This window comes from Alkaliphilus flagellatus, from assembly GCF_018919215.1.
GTDB classification, from domain to species: Bacteria; Bacillota; Clostridia; order Peptostreptococcales; family Natronincolaceae; genus Alkaliphilus_B; species Alkaliphilus_B flagellatus.
On sequence record NZ_JAHLQK010000003.1, the window covers coordinates 357,928 to 379,378 of the forward strand.

The 21,451-nt window shown below is 32.9% G+C and carries 21 protein-coding genes; 17 read left to right on the plus strand and 4 right to left on the minus strand.

All coding sequences use genetic code 11. From position 1 onward, the window contains the following. Positions 1 to 67 precede the first annotated feature (67 nt). The 10 genes from KQI88_RS09255 (at position 68) to KQI88_RS09300 (ending at position 9,815) form a co-directional block, all read left to right on the plus strand. Positions 68 to 916 carry a YwmB family TATA-box binding protein gene (locus KQI88_RS09255; RefSeq protein ID WP_216416547.1) on the plus strand — a complete coding sequence of 283 codons (849 nt, stop codon included), beginning with the start codon at positions 68 to 70 and terminating at the stop codon, positions 914 to 916. Between the two features lie 58 nt (positions 917 to 974). Beyond that, complete coding sequence (gene murA / locus KQI88_RS09260) at positions 975 to 2,255, plus strand: UDP-N-acetylglucosamine 1-carboxyvinyltransferase (protein WP_216416549.1); 1,281 nt, start codon at positions 975 to 977, stop codon at positions 2,253 to 2,255. Positions 2,256 to 2,385: 130 nt separating this feature from the next. After that, positions 2,386 to 3,387 (plus strand): stage II sporulation protein D, encoded by a 1,002-nt coding sequence (gene spoIID, locus KQI88_RS09265; protein ID WP_216416551.1) that lies wholly within the window; start codon positions 2,386 to 2,388, stop codon positions 3,385 to 3,387. 189 nt (positions 3,388 to 3,576) lie between these two features. Beyond that, on the plus strand, positions 3,577 to 4,437 hold the full coding sequence (locus tag KQI88_RS09270; RefSeq protein WP_216416553.1) for a M23 family metallopeptidase: 861 nt from the start codon (positions 3,577 to 3,579) through the stop codon (positions 4,435 to 4,437). A 64-nt stretch (positions 4,438 to 4,501) separates the two neighbouring features. Then, positions 4,502 to 4,762, plus strand: a complete 261-nt coding sequence (spoIIID, locus tag KQI88_RS09275; RefSeq protein WP_212380794.1) for a sporulation transcriptional regulator SpoIIID — start codon at positions 4,502 to 4,504, stop codon at positions 4,760 to 4,762. 251 nt (positions 4,763 to 5,013) lie between these two features. Further along, positions 5,014 to 6,036, plus strand: coding sequence for a rod shape-determining protein (gene mreB / locus KQI88_RS09280; protein WP_216416555.1), 1,023 nt, complete (start codon positions 5,014 to 5,016; stop codon positions 6,034 to 6,036). Between the two features lie 160 nt (positions 6,037 to 6,196). After that, entirely contained in the window at positions 6,197 to 7,273 is a 1,077-nt protein-coding gene (locus tag KQI88_RS09285) for a flagellar hook-basal body protein (protein WP_216416557.1), read from the plus strand. Positions 7,274 to 7,315: 42 nt separating this feature from the next. Next, complete coding sequence (gene flgG / locus KQI88_RS09290) at positions 7,316 to 8,110, plus strand: flagellar basal-body rod protein FlgG (protein ID WP_216416559.1); 795 nt, start codon at positions 7,316 to 7,318, stop codon at positions 8,108 to 8,110. A 15-nt stretch (positions 8,111 to 8,125) separates the two neighbouring features. Continuing rightward, positions 8,126 to 8,452, plus strand: coding sequence for a rod-binding protein (locus KQI88_RS09295; RefSeq protein WP_216416562.1), 327 nt, complete (start codon positions 8,126 to 8,128; stop codon positions 8,450 to 8,452). 202 nt (positions 8,453 to 8,654) lie between these two features. Then, the gene (locus tag KQI88_RS09300; protein ID WP_216416565.1) at positions 8,655 to 9,815 is read left to right on the plus strand and encodes an AI-2E family transporter; all 1,161 of its coding nucleotides are present in this window, start codon (positions 8,655 to 8,657) and stop codon (positions 9,813 to 9,815) included. 54 nt (positions 9,816 to 9,869) lie between these two features. Here the strand turns inward: KQI88_RS09300 and KQI88_RS09305 are convergent, their stop codons facing one another. Together KQI88_RS09305 and KQI88_RS09310 are read right to left on the minus strand one after the other, a co-directional pair. Beyond that, entirely contained in the window at positions 9,870 to 10,427 is a 558-nt protein-coding gene (locus tag KQI88_RS09305) for a cyclodeaminase/cyclohydrolase family protein (RefSeq protein ID WP_216416568.1), read from the minus strand. A 241-nt stretch (positions 10,428 to 10,668) separates the two neighbouring features. Continuing rightward, positions 10,669 to 11,262 (minus strand): LysM peptidoglycan-binding domain-containing protein, encoded by a 594-nt coding sequence (locus KQI88_RS09310; protein ID WP_216416571.1) that lies wholly within the window; start codon positions 11,260 to 11,262, stop codon positions 10,669 to 10,671. Between the two features lie 349 nt (positions 11,263 to 11,611). Here KQI88_RS09310 and KQI88_RS09315 point away from each other — a divergent pair, with 349 nt between their 5' ends. From KQI88_RS09315 to KQI88_RS09330, 4 genes are all read left to right on the plus strand, one after another. Further along, complete coding sequence (locus KQI88_RS09315; RefSeq protein ID WP_216416574.1) at positions 11,612 to 12,373, plus strand: DeoR/GlpR family DNA-binding transcription regulator; 762 nt, start codon at positions 11,612 to 11,614, stop codon at positions 12,371 to 12,373. Between the two features lie 73 nt (positions 12,374 to 12,446). Then, on the plus strand, positions 12,447 to 13,772 hold the full coding sequence (locus tag KQI88_RS09320) for a four-carbon acid sugar kinase family protein (protein WP_216416577.1): 1,326 nt from the start codon (positions 12,447 to 12,449) through the stop codon (positions 13,770 to 13,772). A 37-nt stretch (positions 13,773 to 13,809) separates the two neighbouring features. Further along, positions 13,810 to 14,808: a 4-hydroxythreonine-4-phosphate dehydrogenase PdxA gene (gene pdxA, locus KQI88_RS09325; protein ID WP_216416580.1), complete on the plus strand. Its 999-nt coding sequence runs from the start codon at positions 13,810 to 13,812 to the stop codon at positions 14,806 to 14,808. 93 nt (positions 14,809 to 14,901) lie between these two features. Continuing rightward, positions 14,902 to 16,278 (plus strand): GntP family permease, encoded by a 1,377-nt coding sequence (locus KQI88_RS09330; protein ID WP_216416583.1) that lies wholly within the window; start codon positions 14,902 to 14,904, stop codon positions 16,276 to 16,278. Between the two features lie 110 nt (positions 16,279 to 16,388). On the opposite strand, the gene KQI88_RS09335 is transcribed toward KQI88_RS09330, so the two are convergent. Next, a complete protein-coding gene (locus KQI88_RS09335; protein WP_216416585.1) occupies positions 16,389 to 16,598 on the minus strand; it encodes a hypothetical protein in 210 nt (69 codons plus the stop codon). A 204-nt stretch (positions 16,599 to 16,802) separates the two neighbouring features. On the opposite strand from KQI88_RS09335, the gene KQI88_RS09340 reads away from it, so the two are divergent. Continuing rightward, positions 16,803 to 18,005 (plus strand): MerR family transcriptional regulator, encoded by a 1,203-nt coding sequence (locus KQI88_RS09340; RefSeq protein WP_216416588.1) that lies wholly within the window; start codon positions 16,803 to 16,805, stop codon positions 18,003 to 18,005. A 166-nt stretch (positions 18,006 to 18,171) separates the two neighbouring features. Continuing rightward, entirely contained in the window at positions 18,172 to 19,644 is a 1,473-nt protein-coding gene (locus KQI88_RS09345) for an FAD-dependent oxidoreductase (protein ID WP_216416591.1), read from the plus strand. A gap of 86 nt (positions 19,645 to 19,730) precedes the next feature. On the opposite strand, the gene KQI88_RS09350 is transcribed toward KQI88_RS09345, so the two are convergent. Continuing rightward, complete coding sequence (locus KQI88_RS09350) at positions 19,731 to 20,462, minus strand: zinc dependent phospholipase C family protein (protein WP_216416594.1); 732 nt, start codon at positions 20,460 to 20,462, stop codon at positions 19,731 to 19,733. Positions 20,463 to 20,709: 247 nt separating this feature from the next. On the opposite strand from KQI88_RS09350, the gene KQI88_RS09355 reads away from it, so the two are divergent. After that, positions 20,710 to 21,387: an MgtC/SapB family protein gene (locus KQI88_RS09355; protein ID WP_216416597.1), complete on the plus strand. Its 678-nt coding sequence runs from the start codon at positions 20,710 to 20,712 to the stop codon at positions 21,385 to 21,387. Positions 21,388 to 21,451 lie beyond the last annotated feature (64 nt).

A 21,451-nucleotide genomic window follows, 5' to 3' on the forward strand; every position in this document is an offset into this window, starting at 1 on the left:
CCTTTAACATCATACTACAATTTTAAAACTTTCCTTTTTATTAGATTTAATAAGGAGGAAATACATTATGAGAAGATATTCTTTACTCGGACTTATTTTTATTTTACTTGTAGGAATTTTATATAACTCATCAGCCCAGCCTGTTAAAAATATAGATACAGATTTATTACAGGAAGAATCGCTACTTTTACAGGCTATAGAAATTGGTGGATTTCAGATGGAAGAATTTAATATAAATAAATCAGGTTTTATTCCTAATACATTTCTTACTATGGAAGAACTTGAAGAAAAACAAATAGAGATAATGGATGCTTTAAATATAAATGGAGAAGTAGTAAGGATTAATATGGATGAAGTAAAGGAATATGGACATAAGGATTATTTTGAAGATCCACTGGATATTGAGGCTGAAACTATTTTAGAACAAAGAGTAGAAGATGAAGGATACAATGAAATCATAACATTTGTACCTAATGAAGAAGGCAATGTTACCGTAATAAAACTACTTAGTACCCAAATAGTGGGAGAGTCTGAAACGTATATTATTGTTGACATAGTTGAAAATAAAAGATATAAAGAAATAGTGGATATTAGTAATCAAGTGGAAAATATACTAGAGAAATACGCAAGTGAAATACAAACTACAATCAACTTAACAGGGGCACATTTAGGTATGCTTACTAAAGCTGAGGAAAACCAAAAACAGGAAGAAATATTTAGTTTTTTAGAAGCTAAGAGGATAGAAGTTTTGGAAGATGAACTTTTTACCAGTATTACTGCATATAGCCCATTAATTTCTTCCTCTATTAACTACGGGGGCAGAAGTGTAAACCTTCAGTTGGCTATGAGATACAGTGAATACGAAGATAAAACCTATTTGTGGATTGCCAATCCTCTGATTACTACAGCTTATTAAATAATAGTAAATAGTAAAATGCTTATATTCAATCGTGATAGAAAGTGAGGAAGAAGCATTGTCAAAAATTATCGTTCAAAAAAGCAGACCATTACAAGGAACTGTTCGTGTAAGTGGAGCTAAAAATGCTGTTTTGCCAATATTGGCAGCTACCTTGTTATCTACTGAAAAGTGTGTTTTGGAAGAAGTACCAGCTTTAAGAGATGTAGATGTAATTTGCGAAGTATTATCAAGCCTTGGGGCAGATATAAAGCGTTTAGAAAGAGATAAAATAGAAGTTATGGCACATGACATAGATGAAATAGAAGCACCATACGAGCTAGTTAGAAAGATGAGAGCATCTTTTCTAGTTATGGGACCTCTTTTAGCTCGAATGGGCAAGGCAAGAATTTCCATGCCTGGTGGATGTGCTATTGGCACAAGACCTATTGATCTTCATTTAAAGGGCTTCAAAGCCTTAGGCGCAGAGATTACATTAGGTTATGGTTTTGTAGAAGCAACAGCAGAAAGATTAATTGGTAGTAAAATTTATTTAGATTTTCCTAGCGTAGGAGCTACAGAAAATATTATGATGGCTGCTGTATTAGCAGAAGGACAAACAGTTATTGAAAACGCAGCAGAAGAACCAGAGATTACAGACTTAGCTAATTTTCTAAATAAAATGGGAGCGGATATTAAAGGTGCAGGTACGGATACTATTAAAATTAATGGAGTAGAAAATCTTGGAGGAGCTGTACATTCCGTTATTCCAGACAGAATAGAGGCAGGAACATATATGATAGCTGCAGCTATTACAGGAGGAAATGTCTTAGTAGATAATGTTGTACCAGACCATTTGAAGCCTGTTATTGCAAAACTAAAGGAATGTAATATGGAGGTAATGGAAGAAGGTAACGGCATAAGAGTTATAGGAAAAAACAGGCCGAAGGCTGTAGATATTAAAACTATGCCTTATCCTGGATTTCCTACAGATATGCAGTCCCAATTCATGGCATTAATGAGCGTAGCAGAGGGTACTAGCATAGTTATTGAGACTGTATTTGAAAATCGATTTATGCATGTTAGCGAGTTAAAAAGAATGGGCGCAGATATTAAGATAGAAGGCCGTAGCGCTATTATAGAAGGCAAAGAAGCTTTACTAGGGGCACCAGTAAAGGCTACAGACCTAAGAGCTGGAGCTGCTTTGATTTTATCAGGATTGGTATCAGATGGAATAACAGAGATTACAAATACCTATCATATTGATAGAGGTTATGTAGATATAGAGGAAAAGTTAAGATCTCTAGGAGCTAATATATATAGAGAAGAAAATTTAGAAGAGGAAGAAGAATTGGCTTAAGTTTTAATTGTAGGCTAAGGTGCCAGTCATTAAGTTGATAACTTAATGACTGGCACCTATTTTATAGTTCTAAAAACTTGGTTCCCCACATATACCTTATACTATACTAGACGATAAGGGGTTGTATCAGATGAAGGGTATTTTTTGGGGAATTATTTTTTTTGTAGTTGTGACTCTATTTATGCCAATGTTTATAGTGACTAGCTGTGATATATCTATTCCAAATAGAGACAAGCCTATAGAGAAAAAAATTGTAGAGTCAGACTTAGTTGTAGCAGTATATAACCACGATACAGACAAAATTATGGAGCTAGGACTAGAAGAATATATTATAGGAGTTGTTGCTGGAGAGGCGCCAGCTGCCTTTGAAATAGAAGCTCTAAAGGCTCAAGCTGTGGCTGCCAGAACTTATGCCATTTGGAAAAGAAGTGCATATGTAGAGGCAGGAAATCCAGATCATCCTGGAGCGATTCTATGCACGAGTCATCTCCATTGTCAGGAGTGGCTATCTCTGGAAGAACTTAGAGAACGACATGGTAAGAAATGGATAAAAGAATATTTGCCTAAAATAGAAGATGCAGTAATGTCTACTAAGGGAGTTATTATGACTTACAATATGAAGCCTATTGAGCCACTATATCACTCTACGAGTGGAGGGCGTACAGAAAACTCAGAAGATGTATTTACTACTGCCGTCCCATATTTACGAAGTGTGTCCAGTCCCTATGAAGAAGGGTCTCCAGTGTTGGTAGATCAATACAAAATTTCTATAAAGGATTTTATATCAAAGCTTAAAGGGAAATATAAGGACTTGAAGGTTGATGATAAGAAAATTGCCTCCGAAATAAATATATTAGAAAGAAGTAGTGGAGGCAATATAAAGAAAATTAAAATAGGTAATAAGGAGTTTACAGGTAGGGAAGTTAGAGAGTTATTTGAACTAAGATCGGCCAACTTTACTGTCGATATTAGAGGTAAGGATATACACTTTACTACAAAAGGCTATGGTCATGGAGTAGGTATGAGCCAATGGGGGGCCAATGGAATGGCTAAACAAGGTAGTACATTTAGTGATATTTTAAAACATTATTACCAAGGAGTTACTCTAAGTGTATTAAAGAGTCACAAATAGTAAAGTAACTCAGGATACTATTGCAGTATCTATTCATCGCAAACACTGCTTAAAATTTTACCATAATCTAGTCTATTAACTAGTTCGTAGTACTAAGAATAATTAGTATCATAAAAAATTTAAAAAAATCCCATCTCATTTGTATAGAAGCTTTTTAAGTGGTCATAATAACAAAAGGAGGTGGGATCTATGTCATTAGAAAATAACAATAACAATGACAGAAATAAAAAAGAAAAAAAGTCCCTTTATCAAATTATGGACAAACAAGGATTTTATATTATTTTAATACTATGTGTAGCTATCATTGCTGCTACAGCCATTTGGGTCAATAACCAGAAGGAAGATTACTTCATTGGTGAAGGTCCCACTAATCCATTTGAGGAAGACATGCAGCCAGAGGTAACCTTAGTGGAAGACAATGAAGCTGTAGAAGAGACTGATGATGCACAGGAAACAGGGAAAATTGGTCAGGGAAAACCAGTAGAAGAAGATGAAAAATCTTCTGATACTCCAAAGAATCAAGTAAAGCAAGATGGTAAAGACAATAAAGAAGATATCCAAAAAGATAGTGATAAAGAAGAAAAATTGGAAGAAACAGCTGTACCAGAAGCTAGCGAAGAAGCTTCAGCTAGTGTAAGTATGATAGTTCCAGTAGTAGGAAAATTAACATTACCTTTTGCAGACGATCACTTAGTTTATCATAAAACCCTAGATCAATGGAGTACTCATAAGGGAATAGACATTCAGGCCACAGAAGGATCACCAGTAAAGGCAGCTCTTGATGGTGAAATAGTAGAGGTTATTAATGATACTATTATGGGAATTACTATTACAATTAAACATAATGATGATATGCTTACAAGATACAGCAATCTGTCTACAGATGCAATGGTTAAGGTGGGAGACCAAGTTGAAAAGGGGCAAACTATTAGTGGAGTTGGTAAAACAGCATCCAACAAAACTTTAGAAGGTCCAGTACTACATTTTCAAGTACTTAAAGATGATAAGTTTATAGATCCACAAATATACTTAGGTAAATTAAATAAGTAATTCTAAATTGCTAATTCCTCTCATATTATAGATTAAGACGCTATGATAGAGGGGGGTTAATGCTGTGAAGGACTACATAGAGAAGCGAGCTATAGAGATAGCTAACTACATTATTAACGAGGGAGCTACCGTTAGGCAAACAGCTCGCATATTTGGGGTAAGCAAAAGTACAGTCCATAAAGACGTAACAGAAAGACTTCCTAAGATAAACCCTCTAATGGCTAATCAAGTAAAAGATATACTTGATGCTAATAAGGCAGAAAGACACATAAGAGGTGGCAAAGCTACGAAGATGAAATATAAATCAATAAACAAGATAAGATAAAACAAGAATTATTAGCTATTAGTAAATTTAAAAAAGACCTCTCGTAAGGGAGGTCTTTTTGTGTTTTCTAATTTTAAAATAAACTTATGAAATTTATGTAAATAAAGAAGGTATTTTTACATTTATAAAGAATAAGATATAGTTGAAAACAATGTCTTTTTTTGTAGTATAATGGTAAAATTAATGATAGAATTATTAAAAAGTATAATATACAAAATTTAAATAATTATATGAAATTGGGGGGTAATATAATGTTGGGTTTTGGTGCGGATATTGGTATAGATCTGGGTACCGCAAGTGTTTTGGTATTTATAAAAGGAAAGGGAATCGTTTTACAGGAGCCTTCCGTAGTGGCAATTGATAAAAATACTAATCAAGTGCTAGCTGTAGGAGAGGAAGCACGTAGAATGTTAGGTAGAACACCTGGTAACATAGTTGCTATTAGACCTTTAAAAGATGGGGTTATTTCAGATTATGATGTAACAGAGAGAATGTTAAAATACTTTATTCAAAAAACAATTGGTAAAAAATTATTTTTTAAACCTAAGATCATTGTATGTGTTCCTAGTGGAGTTACAGAGGTTGAAAAGAGAGCTGTTATTGATGCTACCAACGAGGCAGGCGCAAGAACAACTTATTTAATAGAAGAACCAATTGCAGCTGCTATAGGAGCTGGTCTAGATATTGCACAGCCAAATGGACATATGATAGTAGATATAGGTGGTGGAACTACTGATATTGCGGTTATATCATTAGGAGGAATAGTTGTAAGTACTTCTATTAAAGTAGCAGGAGATAGATTTGATGAAGCTATTACCCGTTACATGAGAAAACGTCATAATATTATGATTGGTGAAAGAACTGCCGAAGATATTAAGATTAATATTGGTGGAGCATATCCTCGTGCACAACAAGTTTTTATGGATGTGAAAGGAAGAAACCTTGTTTCTGGTCTTCCTGTCAATATAAAAGTAAGCAGTGAAGAAATTTTAGAAGCATTAGAAGAATCTGTAGCTACTATTGCCGATGCCGTACATAGTGTATTAGAAAAAACTCCACCGGAACTAGCTTCGGACATCGCTAACCAAGGTATTGTTATGACTGGTGGTGGTGCTCTTTTATGGGGATTTAATAAACTTATAGAAAAGAGAACTGGTATTCCGGTGTATATTGCAGAAGAGGCAGTTTCCTGTGTTGCTAAGGGAACAGGCAGTGCATTAGACTCTTTAGAAATGTTGGCAAGAAGTCAAAGTGCTAAAAATAGTTATAAGTAGGATCAGGGTTAAAGGCTAAGACGTAATGTCCTAGCCTATATTTTTATAGGTATTTGGTACTAATTATATAGACATCTATTAATAAGAAGCAAAAAGACCTATAGAAAAGTATGGCTCAATCCGATAATATATTAGATAGATTAAAGTACGAGGTGAAAATATGTTTAGAGGACTATACACAGCTGTATCTTCAATGCAAACTAATCAAAAGATGTTGGATATCGCATCAAACAATATGGCTAATGTGAATACCACTGGATTTAAAAAGGATGTTATGATATCAGAAACATTTCCAGAGGCCCTAATAAAAAAAATAAATGGACAATTACCTACAGAGCCTGTCAAGCTGAATGGTAAATTAGAAGTAAGTAGGGATGGAGAAGGATTTCAATTAGCCACAGAAAGAGGATTTTTTACAGTAAACAGTCCAATGGGAACGAGCTATAGTAGGGAGCTTAAATTTACTGTAGATGAAAATGGGTATTTAAGGACTTATAGCCGCAATATTCAAGGGCAAATAGACACTTCTGAAGGAAACTTTGTTTTAGATGGACAAGGTAGAAGAATTCAGGTAGGAAATAACAATATTGATATAAATGAAACAGGGCAACTAATGGCTAATGGAGCTGTAGTAGCAGATTTAATACATAGGCCAGCAACTAATACTATTGGAACTATTAACAGTGGACGTAGATTTGAAAGAACACATATTAACTTTATACAAGGAACATTAGATGAAACAGGAAACAACTTAAATTTTGCTATAAATGGAAGTGGTTTTTTCAAAGTAGGTACTCCTAAAGGGGAAATGTACACTAGAAATGGAAGCTTTACTCTAAGTCAAAATGGACAAATCGTTACATCTGAGGGCTACCCGTTACTAGGTCAAAATGGTCCTATTACACTAGCTGATACGGATTTTCAGCTTGGTGCAAGAGGACAAGTTATTGCTAATGGACAAGTAGTAGATCAATTCGATATGATTAATGTTTCAAATGCTAATGATCTTGATAAGCACGGACAGTCTTACTATGTAGTAAGAGAAGGATTAGAAATAGAGGAAACACCTTTTGAAGGTGAAATACTTCAAGGTTTTTTAGAAGGATCTAATATTAATCCTATAAATGAAATGATAAATATGATAAATATAATGAGGTCCTACGAATCTAGCAATAGAGTAGTAAAGGCTTACGACGATATGCTACAAAAAGCAGCAAATGAGGTAGGAAAACTGTAGAGAATAATGCGTTCTTCACATTTATAATAAGGGGGAAAAACAATGAGAGCTTTATGGACAGCGGCTTCTGGTATGAAGGCCCAACAGCTAAATATGGATACAATCTCTAACAACCTAGCTAACGTAAATACAACATCCTATAAAAGACAAAAAGTAGAATTTAAGGATTTATTATATGCAAATCTAAGAACTACTAATTTAAACGATGGACAGGGTAGTCCTGTAAATTTACAGGTAGGTCATGGTGTAATGCCTGTTGCTACTAGCAGAATGTTTACTACAGGCAATTTAGAAAAAACAGATAGTCCCTTCGATATGGGTATAAGTGGGGAGGGTTTTTTTGTAATTGAAGACCCAAGTGGGAATCGTTTCTATACTAGAGATGGGAATTTTAAGCTAAGTGTAGAATTTGATGAAATGAGACTAGTAACTTCAGATGGATATACTGTAGTATCTGACTTCGATGATGCTATATATTTTGAAGAAGGTATGAAAAATATTACAGTAAACGAAAGTGGACTTATTACCGCTGAAACTCCAGATGGAGAAATCGAAGAAATTGCTACTATCGCCCTTGCTAAGTTTATTAATAATGAAGGACTTGAAGCAGTAGGAAAAAATCTATATAAGGAAACGGCAGCTTCTGGTGAAGCACTATATATGGAGGAAGAAGAAAGAACTAGTGATATTATGCAATATTATTTAGAAACCTCCAATGTACAAATAGTAGATGAAATGGTGCGTTTAATTACAGCACAGAGAGCCTACGAGATTAACTCTAAAACCATACAGACGGCAGACGAAATGCTAGGTATGGCGAATAACCTAAGAAGATAATAGGTAGGTGAAAAAATGATTAATATGAATCCAATAAACCCACTAAGTCAAATAGATAAAACAGCTAACATAAGACAAACAGATGATCCTCAAAAACTTATGGAGGTTTGCAAGGAATTTGAGAGTATTTTTATAAATATGATACTAAAACAAGCGAGAAGTGGAATGAAGACAGATGGCTTAACAGAAAAGAGCTATGCTAGAGAAATATTTGAAGATATGCAAGACGAGCAGATGGCACAAAGCATGTCTAAAGGACAAGGTATAGGTTTAGCACAAGAGCTGTATAAGCAGTTATCTCGAAATACAAATAAAATTACTAATATGGTTGATAAGGAATAAGGAGCTATACCAACTGGGGAAATGGCTAAGATTAGCTTGTTAAAGAGAGATACCTCGTTAGATAAGGGAGTAATCCTACGTCTAAGGGGTATTTTTGTTATATATTTTTTAAAACAACGGGTATATAATGGTAAATAAAGACTAAGTTAGATTGAGTATCGGAACTCTTAGTTATTGAGGAAATAAATCAGGAGGAATTTATATGGATTTAAGCAAGGATATTGTCAAAAAGATTATCGGAATTGTAGCTTTTGCAATTTTTTTATTTGTAGGACTTCAAAATATTTCAAAGGTTATTAGTTCTTTAAAAATAATTCTTACAATTTGTTCACCGTTTTTAATTGGTGCTTTTATTGCATTTGTTCTTAATGTTCCTTTAAGGTTTATTGAAAGGAAGCTATTTACGGAGAATATAAAAAATAACTATAAATTAAGCGAAAAGCTACAACGCCCTGCTAGCCTTGCTATTACCATACTTTTAGTTGTAGGAGTTGTATTTGTAGTAATGTTTTTAATTATTCCAGAATTAGTGCATACCTTTGGTACTTTAAAAGATACCATACCTAATTTTATTATACAGGCTCAAAGCTGGGCTGAGAATTGGGTTGTTGAATTCCCTGAAATTTCTAATTGGGTTATGAATTTAACGGTAGACTGGAATAAACTTAGTAAAACAATTTTTGATTTTTTACAGAAGGGTGCAGGCAATTTTTTGACTTCAACTGTAGGTGTAGCTACATCTATTATTAGTGGTATTATCAAAGTTTCTATTGGTTTTGTTTTTTCTATTTATATTTTATTACAAAAAGAAAAACTTGGACGTCAGTCAAAGAAAATACTATACTCTTTTTTACCTGAAGAAAAAGCAGATAAAGTTATTTCTATCTGTAGTCTATGCAATAAGATTTTTTCCAGCTTTCTATCTGGCCAATGTACAGAAGCAGTTATTCTAGGTGCTCTTTTCTTTATTGTTATGACTATATTTAGTTTTCCATATGCTTTAGTGATTAGCATATTGATAGGATTTACTGCACTTGTTCCTATATTTGGATCTTTTATAGGCTTTACCGTAGGTGGATTTCTTATTTTAATGGTTGATCCTACTAAAGCATTATGGTTTATTGTGCTTTTCTTTACTCTTCAACAAATAGAAGGGAATATAATTTATCCTCGTGTAGTAGGCAACTCAGTGGGTTTACCATCAATATGGGTATTAGTTGCAGTAACTATAGGAGGCAGTACAATGGGGGTACTTGGAATGCTTGTGAATATTCCACTGTTCTCAGTACTTTATTCATTAATACGAGAATCTGTCTTAAAAAGATTAGAAGAAAGAAAGATTGCTGAAGAAAAGCTACGGTAATTATAAGTTTCCAATAATCCACAAAAGTTGCTGTAAGCTTATTTCTTTCAGCAACTATTTTATTTGTTCTTCTATCAATTCTAACTCATTGGTTATCTTGTTAAAAAAATCTTTGTCTTTTATATAAATTAGATTGCATTTTATATGATATATTAAAGAAGTAATAGTAGCTTTTGCAATAAGTAAAGCTGCTGCTCCATCAGTTACTAAATAATCATTACCTTCTTTAATGATTTTATTAATAATACCAATCATATTTAACACTCTATGAGTTATTTCTAAAGGTATATTTATTGAGGTTTTATAGCATTCCTCTCTATTCTCTTCTGTAGTGTTTAGAGCGTTTATGACATCCTTATAGGCTTTTGTGTCTCTATCCATATCCTCTAGAAAGTTTTCTCTATAAACAGAACATATTTGTATCACTTCATCCATATAATCTAGCACGTCTATGGATTTATCCTTATTATTGATTGTGTGCCTGGCAACCATTTCAGTAAGAGCAGCCGCACAAGCAGCACATAAGGCAGCTATACTCCCTCCAGCAGGAGTACGGGGTTTAGTAGCAATATCATGTAGAAACCTATCTATAGACTTATCAGCAATTCTCAATTTATTCTCCTCCATTGGGACATGTTACTTATAGAAATTCTTTTTTGTCCTATTAATATTTAGTTTATTATCTGTAAGTTAAGAGTTTTTTAATCGTATATATACAAATTTAAAAGCTATAGTGGATTAAAAAAGTAATCTTAATCCACTATAGCTTTTGTTTTATCCGACAGTTAACGGTTTTAAGACCGTCTCTTCTAAAAGAGCTTAAAATACAAGCTCTTTTTTAGATTATTGTATTTTAAGCTCTTGGTATACAAATTATTTGACCGATTCTTAGAGCATCTGGGTTTACATTCGGGTTAGCTCTTATTATTGCATCTACTGTTGTATTGAACCTTCTAGCAAGGCTAAAGAAAGTGTCTCCCGCTCTTATAGTATAAGGGGTTGTTCCAGCAGGGCAAGTAGTTGGTGGTGGTGTAATACCACAATTTACACCAAGTGCAGTCCAAGTTTGTCTACCTACTATTCCATCTACAGCAATATGCATATCTCTTTGGAAAGCCATAACTGCTGCTTGGGTTCTAGATCCAAAAATACCATCTATAGGTCCTGGATCATAACCAGCATTTCTTAAAAGCTGTTGAAGCTGAGTAACAGAAGGACCTCTACTACCAAGTCTTAAAGTAGGGCATGGACTGACAGGTGGTGGAGTGGGTCCTGGTACACAAATTATTTGACCAATAAACAACCTATCTGGATCAACACCAGGGTTAGCTGCTATTAGGGCATCAAGTGACACGTTGAATCTTCTAGATATTGCAAAAAATGTATCTCCAGCTCTAATAGTATACGGAGTTGTTCCAGTAGGGCATGTGCGTTGTTGATAGTACATAACTAATCTCCTCCTTTAAACTGTTATGTGTATACTATAGAAATATAGTATACTATAGTATATTTAAATAATAAGAATTGGTTCTATAAAGATTTAGATTATATACTATACAAAAGAGATAGGTATTTTTTAAATTTCTATAGAAAAAATATATAGTTATAAGAGCAATCAATTGTATTTTAGATTAAAAGTCTTTTGAAGAGGATATTCTTTAAAAGACTTTTTATTTTGTTAAAGTTTAAATATATATTGATAAAATAAAAAATAAAACATATAATTAACATAATAGAACATAAAACAACTAATTATAACATAAAAGTTGTTACAATATAACAAATAGGAGGATAATATGCTTCAGGCAGAGAGAAGAAACCATATAATAGAGCTGTTAAATAGAGATGGCAAAGTCGTTATAGAGGATTTAGCGAGGATACTAGAAGTATCCGAAATGACTATAAGAAGAGATCTTCAGCATTTAGAGGAACATAAGTTAATTACACGAACTCATGGAGGCGCAGTTTTACACAATTTGTTAACAAAAGAGATTCCTTATACAAAGAAGGCAGAACAAAATATAGAAGAAAAACAAAGGATCGGTATGTATGCTAGCTCCTTAGTAAAAGAAGGAGACATAATTATTTTAGATGCTGGAACTACAAATATGGAAATTGCCAAAGGTATAGTAGATATTAAAAATTTAAAGATTATTACCAATGATCTTATGATTGGAGCATTTCTTTCAAAATATGATGGGATAGAAGTATATTGTACAGGTGGAATTATACAAAGGGATACGGGAGCTTGTTTAGGAAATACTACAATTGAGTTTTTACAAAATATTAATGCTGATATTGCCTTTGTAGGAGCCAGTGCTATAGATATACAAAAGGGAATTACAACTCCAACTATGGATAAGGCTCAGTGGAAAAAAGAAATAATTAAATGTGCTGAAAGGGCGATATTAGTAGCAGATAGTTTAAAGTTTGGAAAGGTTAGCTTTGCTAAGATATGTTCGTTAAGTAGGCTAGATTTAATAATTACTGATACTGGTATAGATGATGAAATACGACAAGAGTTTAAGAACCTAGATGTGGAAGTAAAGCTAGTTTAGAAAAATGTACTAAAAAGGTCTTTAATATTTTTAAAAATATTAGGGAAAGAATAATTGCATTAGGAGGGATTAGATGTTACAGGTAGTAATTATAGCCGATGACCTAACTGGGGCAAATGCTACAGGAGTGCTTTTAGCTAGACAAGGATTTAAGACAGCCACCTTTTTAAATCTGGATAATCATTATAAAGAGGCTAAAGATAACTTCGATGTTATATCTACTACTACAGATAGTAGGGGAATTTCAAAGGAAGAAGCCTACTCTAGTGTAAATAATATAGTTAAGTTTTTTAAAGATAAAGAAGTAGGGCTATTTTCTAAAAGAATAGACAGTACTCTACGTGGAAACATAGGAGCAGAAATTGATGCAGTATTGGATGAATTAAACGGACAAGAACTAGCTATAGTTGTACCTGCATTTCCTGCTTCGGCAAGGATAACTGTAGGAGGATATTTAATGGTAAGTTCCGTACCTTTAGAAAAAACAGACGTAGCTAAGGATCCAAAGACTCCTGTTAATCATTCCTATGTTCCAAACATTATAAAAGAGCAAACAAAATATTCAGTAGGTTTTATACCACTAGACAAAACCCTTAAGGGAGCTCACTCCATAAGGGAATCTATTTTAGAAGAAAAGGGCAAAGGTAATAGGATTATAGTAATTGATGCTACAACGAATGAAGACATATCTCAAATTGCAAAGGCTGTTGAGCTTACTAAGCTAAATGTAATAGCAGTAGACCCAGGCCCATTTACTGCGGCTTTAGCAAAAGAATTAATTGGTGAGCCAATAAAAGTACCAGGAAGAAAAGTAATGCTAGTTGTAGGGAGTGTAACAAATACTACTAGAAAACAATTAGATGAACTTAGATTAAAGTATAATCCATTATTAATTTCAGTAAATGCTAAAGATCTAATTTATGAGGACACCTATAATAGTGAAATTGATAGAGTTGTGGAAAAACTATTTAATGATATTAAAAACTATGAAATTGTTGGTGTAATAACTACTCAAAGGGAAGATGAAGTACTAAATTTAAGTGAACATGCTACTAATTTAGGAATTACAGAGGATGAGGCTTCTCAAAGAATCTCTAATGGATTGGCTAAAATTGCTAAAAAAGTTATGGAAAGAAAAGATGCTGCAATAGGAGGATTATATACGAGTGGAGGAGATGTAACTGTTGCAGTATGTAAAGAGTTTAAATCTTCAGGTATAGAGGTGAAGGATGAAGTACTTCCACTTGCAGCCTATGGAAGAATAATCGATGGAGAGTATGATAACACACCTATTATTACAAAGGGTGGACTTATTGGAGATTCTACAGCCCTTGTTAAAAGTGTAGAGTATTTATTAACAAAGATTTCTAATGAATATCATTTAAATATTAGTAAGTAATGTATATTAGAAGCTAAAAAGAGAGGAGATGCTTAGAATGACAAGACCATATATATGTGTACCTATGGGTGATCCAGCAGGAATAGGTCCTGAAATTGTAGTTAAGGCTTTGGGCAGTGAAGAAGTTAATAAGGTTTCTAAGACTGTAGTTGTAGGGGATGAAAAAACCCTAAGACAAGCGATGAGGTTTACAAACACACATTTAGATATCAATATAATAGAGGATGTAAGGGAAGGAAACTATGTTTCAGGTGTACTTAACTTAATAGATCTAAAAAATGTAGATATTGATAATTTACAAATGGGTAAGGTTCAGGGCATGGCTGGACAGGCTGCCTTTGATTATATTAAAAAATCTGTTGAACTAGCCCTTGAAAAGAAGGTAGATGCTATTGCTACAACTCCTATTAATAAAGAGGCTTTAAAGGCTGGTAATATTAATTACATTGGGCATACAGAAATTTTAGCAGATTTAACAAATACAGAAGATCCTTTAACTATGTTCCAAGTTTTTAATTTAAGAGTGTTTTTCCTTTCAAGACACGTATCTTTGAAAAAAGCTTGTGATATGGTAACTAAGGATAGAGTACTTGATTATATAAAAAGATCTGTAAAGGCATTGGCAAGACTAGGTATTGAAAATCCTAAGTTAGCTGTGGCAGGTTTAAATCCACATAGTGGTGAAAATGGATTGTTTGGTGATGAAGAGGTAAGAGAAATTGTGCCTACTATTGAAATAGCTCGCCAAGAAGGAATAGATGTAGTCGGCCCTGTACCAGCAGATTCGGTATTCCATTTTGGATTAAAGGAAAGTTATGATGCTATTTTATCTCTATTCCATGATCAAGGTCATATTGCAACTAAGATGGTAGATTTTGAAAGAACAATTTCCATTACTAACAATATGCCATTTTTAAGGACCTCTGTAGACCATGGTACTGCTTTTAACATTGCGGGTACAGGAGAAGCTAGTTCCGTAAGTATGGAAGAGGCTATTTTATTAGCAGCTAAGTATGCACCTAATTTTAATCGTTAGTTTTGTATTTATAAAATAAAAAATATACTAGTGATGATTTAAATATATGGGCCATCACTAGTATATAAATATAAAAAGTAAGGAGGATATGTAATGGATGTGGCGGTATCAGGTAATCAAATGATATTTGGTTTAGTAATTGGTATTTTCTTATTAATTGTTATGATTATGAAAACAAAGATCCATGCCTTTCCAGCTTTAATTATTGCTGCGGCAACTACTGGACTAATTGGAGGAATGCCGGCTGAAAGTGTTATAGGCTCTATTTCCAATGGATTTGGAGGAACTTTAGGTAGTATAGGAATTATTATAGGATTTGGAGTAATGATGGGTGAGCTGTTTGAAGCATCTGGAGCCGCAGAAAGGATGGCAAGAACCTTTATTAAGGCCTTAGGAAAAGATAAAGAAGAATGGGCTTTAGCCATAACTGGATTTATTGTTTCAATACCTATATTTTGTGATTCGGGATTTGTAATATTATCTCCTTTAGTAAAGGCTATTTCTAGAAAAACTAAAAAGTCTGTAGTATCTTTAGGTATAGCTCTAGCATTAGGACTTGTAATTACCCATTCACTTGTTCCACCAACACCAGGACCAGTAGGAGTTGCTGGAATATTTGGAGTAAGTGTAGGAAGTATTATTTTATGGGGTATGGTTTTAGCTATTCCTATGACTATTGCAGGAACATTATATGGAAAGTGGCTTGGAAAGAAAATTTATCAGCTTCCAAGTGAAGATGGTGAAGGATGGATTAGACCTGAATATGAAAAATCAATCTCTAATTTTGAACATGATAAGGATGATAGAGAACTTCCATCAATATTCATGGCCTTTGCGCCTATAATAGTGCCAGTTATATTAATTTTGTTAAGCACTGTTACGACTGCATTAAAGCTAGAAGGAACAGGAATAAGTGCTATTAAGTTTTTAGGAGCGCCAGTTATTGCTGTAGGAATTGGTCTTTTAGTTGCAATTTATGGCCTAACATCTAAAAGCACTAGAGAAGAAACTATAGAAAAAATGGAGCAAGGAATCAAATCAGCGGGTATTATTATTTTAGTTACTGGTGGTGGTGGAGCTTTAGGAACTGTACTAAGAGATAGCGGTGCAGGAGATCATATAGCTAATCTAATTGCTTCAACTAATATACCACCTATTTTGCTTCCATTTATAATAGCTTCACTAGTGCGTTTAATACAAGGAAGTGGAACTGTTTCAATGATTACAGCAGCATCTATAACTGCACCAATTATTGCGACATTAGATGTTAACCCTGTGTTTGCCGCGTTAGCTGCCTGTATAGGATCTCTAATATTCTCTTACTTTAATGATAGTTACTTCTGGGTAGTAAACCGTATGTTAGGAATTAAAGAAGCTAAAGAGCAGATTAAAGTATGGTCCGTAACAACAACTATTGCATGGGCAGTAGGTTTGGTTTCATTATTAATTGTTAATAGTATATTTGGATAGTATAAGATTTCGTCTATCTTAATAAAAAAACCTTATAAGTATAAGATAAAATAGATTATTATAAATTGAAAAGTCTTTTAGAGAATTATTACTCTAAAAGACTTTTCAATTTATTCACCCATTTTTCTACGCTGTGTATTTGGCTTTTTTGTAAGCTGACTTTTCATGTTTGTATTATTTTTTGCTGAATTAGCTGAGTACTTTCCCGTGGATTGTTCTTGCTTTTTACTTGCTAGTTTTTGTTGCATAGCTTCTTTTAAGCTAATCTTTTTTCTCTCGGGAGTGTTATTATCTTGATTATTATTTTCTGAATTCGACATAAAAAATTCTCCTTTTGCTTATATAATAATTTCTTTAGAGATAACAATATTATAATCTACTCAATGATATTAAACAACAACATAATGTGGATTGAATTATAGTGTTTTGTAGAAAATTTATCAATATTCATTTATAATAAGTATATAAATAAGCTAATAAATATGAAAATGCTATAAGTATATTTTATAAAAGGAGACTTTTAAATGAAAATTGGTGCCTTCGCAAAAAAACATAATGTTTCCCTAGATACGATACGTCACTACTTAGATATACAGTTACTTTTAGCTGAAAAAATAGGTGCTCAATATCACTTTACTGAAGAAGATAGTAAGGATATGGAAGAAATTATAGAATTAAAGCGCCTTAAGTTTTCTTTAATAGAAATTCAAAATATACTTTCATATAAAAGGTTTAACAGCAATAGAACAATAGAATTTAGAAATCATTTCAAAAATTTTCTTGAGAAAAAGCGTGAGGAAATAAAAATCCAACAGCAAGATATAGAAAAGACCATGGATTATATAGAATGTAAAATTTATGAGCTTGAAATGGAGGAAAAAAGCAAAATAATATTAGGTATACCGCTTACAATGATAAGCTTCTTAAGATGTCCACATTGTAAGAGTTCATTAAATTTATCCGAAGGTATTATAGAAAATAATATGATTATTTCTGGAAAAATTACCTGCTATTGTGATTATAGTCTAATAGTTGAAAATGGAATTATAGTTGATCAAAATTCTATTAGGGATAAATGTATTCCTACAAAGGCAGCATATTATGAAAAAACTTCGTCTAAATTTATTAATTTTATTTTTAAAAGCATGGCGACTCTAATTAGGTTAGTTGAATCTGAAATAGCTGATAAAAAATATATTCTTGAATTAGGGAAATGTAGTGGATTCTTTTTAATGCAATATTTACCATATATACCTAAGGATTCTATATATATACTAATAGATTATGATTTAAAGAGAATGAATCAGCTGAAGAATAATTTAGAACTTAATCATAATCATAATAATTTTGTTTTCCTTTGTTGTAATTATGATGAATTGCCATTAGTAGATAATTTTATTAACTTAGTCATTGAAAATTTTACGACAGAATTACATGCAGAGAAAAATGGAATGCTCCTAGGAAAAACAATTTTGCCTTTAATAAAATCTGGTGGATATTTAGCAAGTATTTATGCCTACTTTAATTCAACTAATACTAATATTGAAGGTATTCCTAATAAAATAAGGAGTTTTTACGATAAAGGGAAGCTTTTGAATATGTTAAGATCATCTTCTATTAAGGAAGTTGAATTTAAAGAAACTGGGCCTGCTGATGGAGGTGGAGTTTACGACTCCTATGTTAAAGGAAATGAATATTGTCATTTAATATATCTTGGAACAAAATAGAAAAATGCATAAAATATGTCGTGTAAAAGCTTGGGTTGACCCAGGCTTTTTGATTTTTATTACTAAAAAACAAGTCGAATATTGTATTGACAATGGGACGACACTTAATTATATAGTGAAATAGAGGAAATTGTTAAATTAACAACAAAATTAAGGAGGAAATACTATGTTTAGAAAAAGTAGATTAGCAGTACTTATTACATGTATGTTAGTAATTTCATTATTAGCTGGTTGTACTCAACAAGCACCAACAAGTGATAAGACTCCAGCAGATGATAAAAAGAATACACAGAGTATTGAAAAAACAGCTGATGTAGTAGTTATTGGTGGCGGACTGGCAGGTTTATCAGCAGCTATTTCAGCAGTAGATAATGGTGCAAATGTAATTTTACTTGAAAAAATGAGCTTTACGGGTGGAGCTAGTATGTTATCTGGTGGAGCGATGCTTGCAGCAGAGTCTCATATACAAAAAGAGCATGGCATGGACCAAACAAAGGATGAATTAGAAGCATATTGGTATGAACAACAAGCAAAGACACCAGCACCAGAAGGTTATCCTAACAAAGAGTTTGTAAGAATGATAATTGACGAAGCGCCAGAAACAATTAAATTTGCTGAGGATAATGGAGTAAAATTCGTTAAACCAAGTTCATTTTATCCAGAAACAAGAGATAGATTACATGATAACGAACAAAAGAGTGGAGCAGGTTTAACAGGACCTTTAACAGAAAGTGCAAAAGAAAAAGGAGCAGAAGTTTTATTAAATACAGAAGCTACTAAGCTAATCGAAAAAGATGGAGCGATAGTTGGAGTAATTGCCAAAGATAAAGATGGAAATGAAATCATTATTAACGCTAAATCAGTAATCCTTGCAAATGGTGGTTTTTCTAGAAATGCAGAAATGATGGATTCAGTAGAGCCAACTTCCGCTAAACATATTAGTGTATCAGGTGTTGGAAATGTTGGAGATGGATATAGAATGGCAGAAGAAGTAGGGGCAGATTTCCATGAAGAAGATTGGATTATAGGATTAAGATCTCAAGCAGTTGAGGGTAAATCTGCATTAAATGGATTAAGCTGGACTACAGGTTTATATGTAAATCTAGAGGGTGAAAGATTCTCAAACGAAAATGCGCCTTACTCAGTTTTATATAACAATACAACATTAGCAGAAATTGTAGATTATTTTCTGATCTTTGATAGTTCAATGTCACAAATGTTAGAACCAGAATTAGAAGGAAATAAGGAAATATTATTCAAAGGTGAAAATATCGAAGAATTAGCTAAAGCAACTAAAATGGATGCAGAAGAATTAAAAGCAACTGTTGAAAGATACAATGAATTAGCTAAAAAAGGTGTAGACGAAGACTTTGGAAAGCAGCCAGAATTAATGGTTCCATTAGGAGAAGGACCAATGTATGCACTAAAAGTTAGAGCTACCCAAATGGGAACAATGGGTGGAGTTAAAACTACAAAAAATATGGAAGTGTTAAATGCCAATGGAGATATTATTCCTGGATTATTTGCAGCAGGAGAAATGGCTAATAGACCTTTCTATGGTAGAGTATATGTAACTGGATCTTCACTTCAAATAGCTGCAACAACAGGTAGAATAGCAGGAGTAAGTGCTACAAAATAATTAACAAGTATATATGGAAAAACATTGCCAAATGTATAGTATTAAAAGTCCTTTAAAGAAAATCTTCTTTAAAGGACTTTTATGGCTTAATGAGTTTTATTTTTTATATGATTAAAACCAAATACATCCCGATAAAACATAATCATAGCTCCAGCTGTAGTCCGTTTTGATAAAGGTAGACCACATCTTGCAACACGGTAATATCTTTCTTCATCTTCAGAAATGTGTTTAAATCTTTTATAAACTTTAAGAGCTATACGAGCATTAAATCTAATGTAGTTTTCTATTGAGTCCAATAAATATGCGCCTGTATTAACTTGAAACTCACTAACATATCTATAGGTACGCTTTACAAAAGTTTCATATTGCTTATGACTGTCCAGTAATCTAATGTTAGCATGTTGTGGGATTGTCATGTCTTGAATAATGTGTAGAGCTGCTCCGAGATAAAATAAGGATTTATTAAATTCTCCTATTGCCCAAAGATCAATTGCCTTTGAATAATAATCTACACCAAGTTCCATAGCGCTTCTTCTTCCATATAACCCCTTCTTCTTATACGGATTGTAAAAATGATTAGTACTTTTAAAATCTTGATCAGCCCATACGGTACCTTCATTAATGTCGTAAATATAGCTAGTGAAAAAGTTATATTCATCTGTAAACTTATCATTTTTAAGGATTTTTAGGGCTTTAATATTAATAAATTTATGCACATTACACTGGGTCTTTATAATTGATTTTTTTACAGGGTTAACAATCCCGAATACTGTTTTAAGAAAATAATCATAGGTAGTTTCAAAAATATCCTTATCCATTATATAATCACCTTCAATTTAAATGAGATATCTTTATTATTTACTAGATATAGAATAATAGACATGAGATTTTTTAGGTAAAATATTAAGAATAACTCTTCAATTGTTTGATTAAGTAGATCTATAAAGAAAAGTACATTTTTAAAAATTATTATTTAAAAATGTTTTATAAAACATCAATAAACATTTGCTTTCTAGGGAATATAATTTAATAAGTAGGCTTAATTTGAAGGGAGAGTGGGCTAGTATGATTAGTAATATAGAAATAATTTCAAGATTGCTGCTTTCGGCATTTTTGGGAGGATTAATTGGTATGGAGCGTGAGGCCAATAATAGGCCGGCAGGTCTTAGAACCCATGTTTTGGTTACTCTAGGTTCTGCCCTTATTATGATGATTTCTATAGATGGTTTTAGAGGAACGGGGTTTAATGGTAATGGTGGAGAACCTGCTAGACTTGCAGCCCAAGTTGTAAGCGGCATTGGTTTTTTAGGTGCAGGGACTATTTTACGTAATGGTACTAGTATAAAGGGATTAACTACTGCTGCAAGTCTATGGGTTTGCGGAGGGATTGGATTAGCAGTAGGAAGTGGATATTATTTGGGAGGTCTTGTAACAGTAGTTATTGTTTTATTTACTTTAATGAGGTTAGGTATGTTAGAGAGAAGTTTTTTAAAGAAGAAATATAGGGTTCTTATCGTTAATAGTATAGAAAGATCTGGCTTGATTGGTGAGTTGGCAACTGTTTTAGGAAGTTATAGTATGGATATTAGGGATATTAAAATTATACGAGATGATGAGGATAATGCATTAGGAACTATTGAAATAAGATTTATGCTTAAAGTTCCTAAAAGCTTTCCCAATTCCCGTTTGTTAGAAGGAATCCATAATATTAAAGGTGTAAAAGAGGTTGGTTGGCAAATGTAGAGCATAATTATAGACCAAAGTCATAAATAATTACCGTAGACAAATGAAGGTAACATAGTCCTAA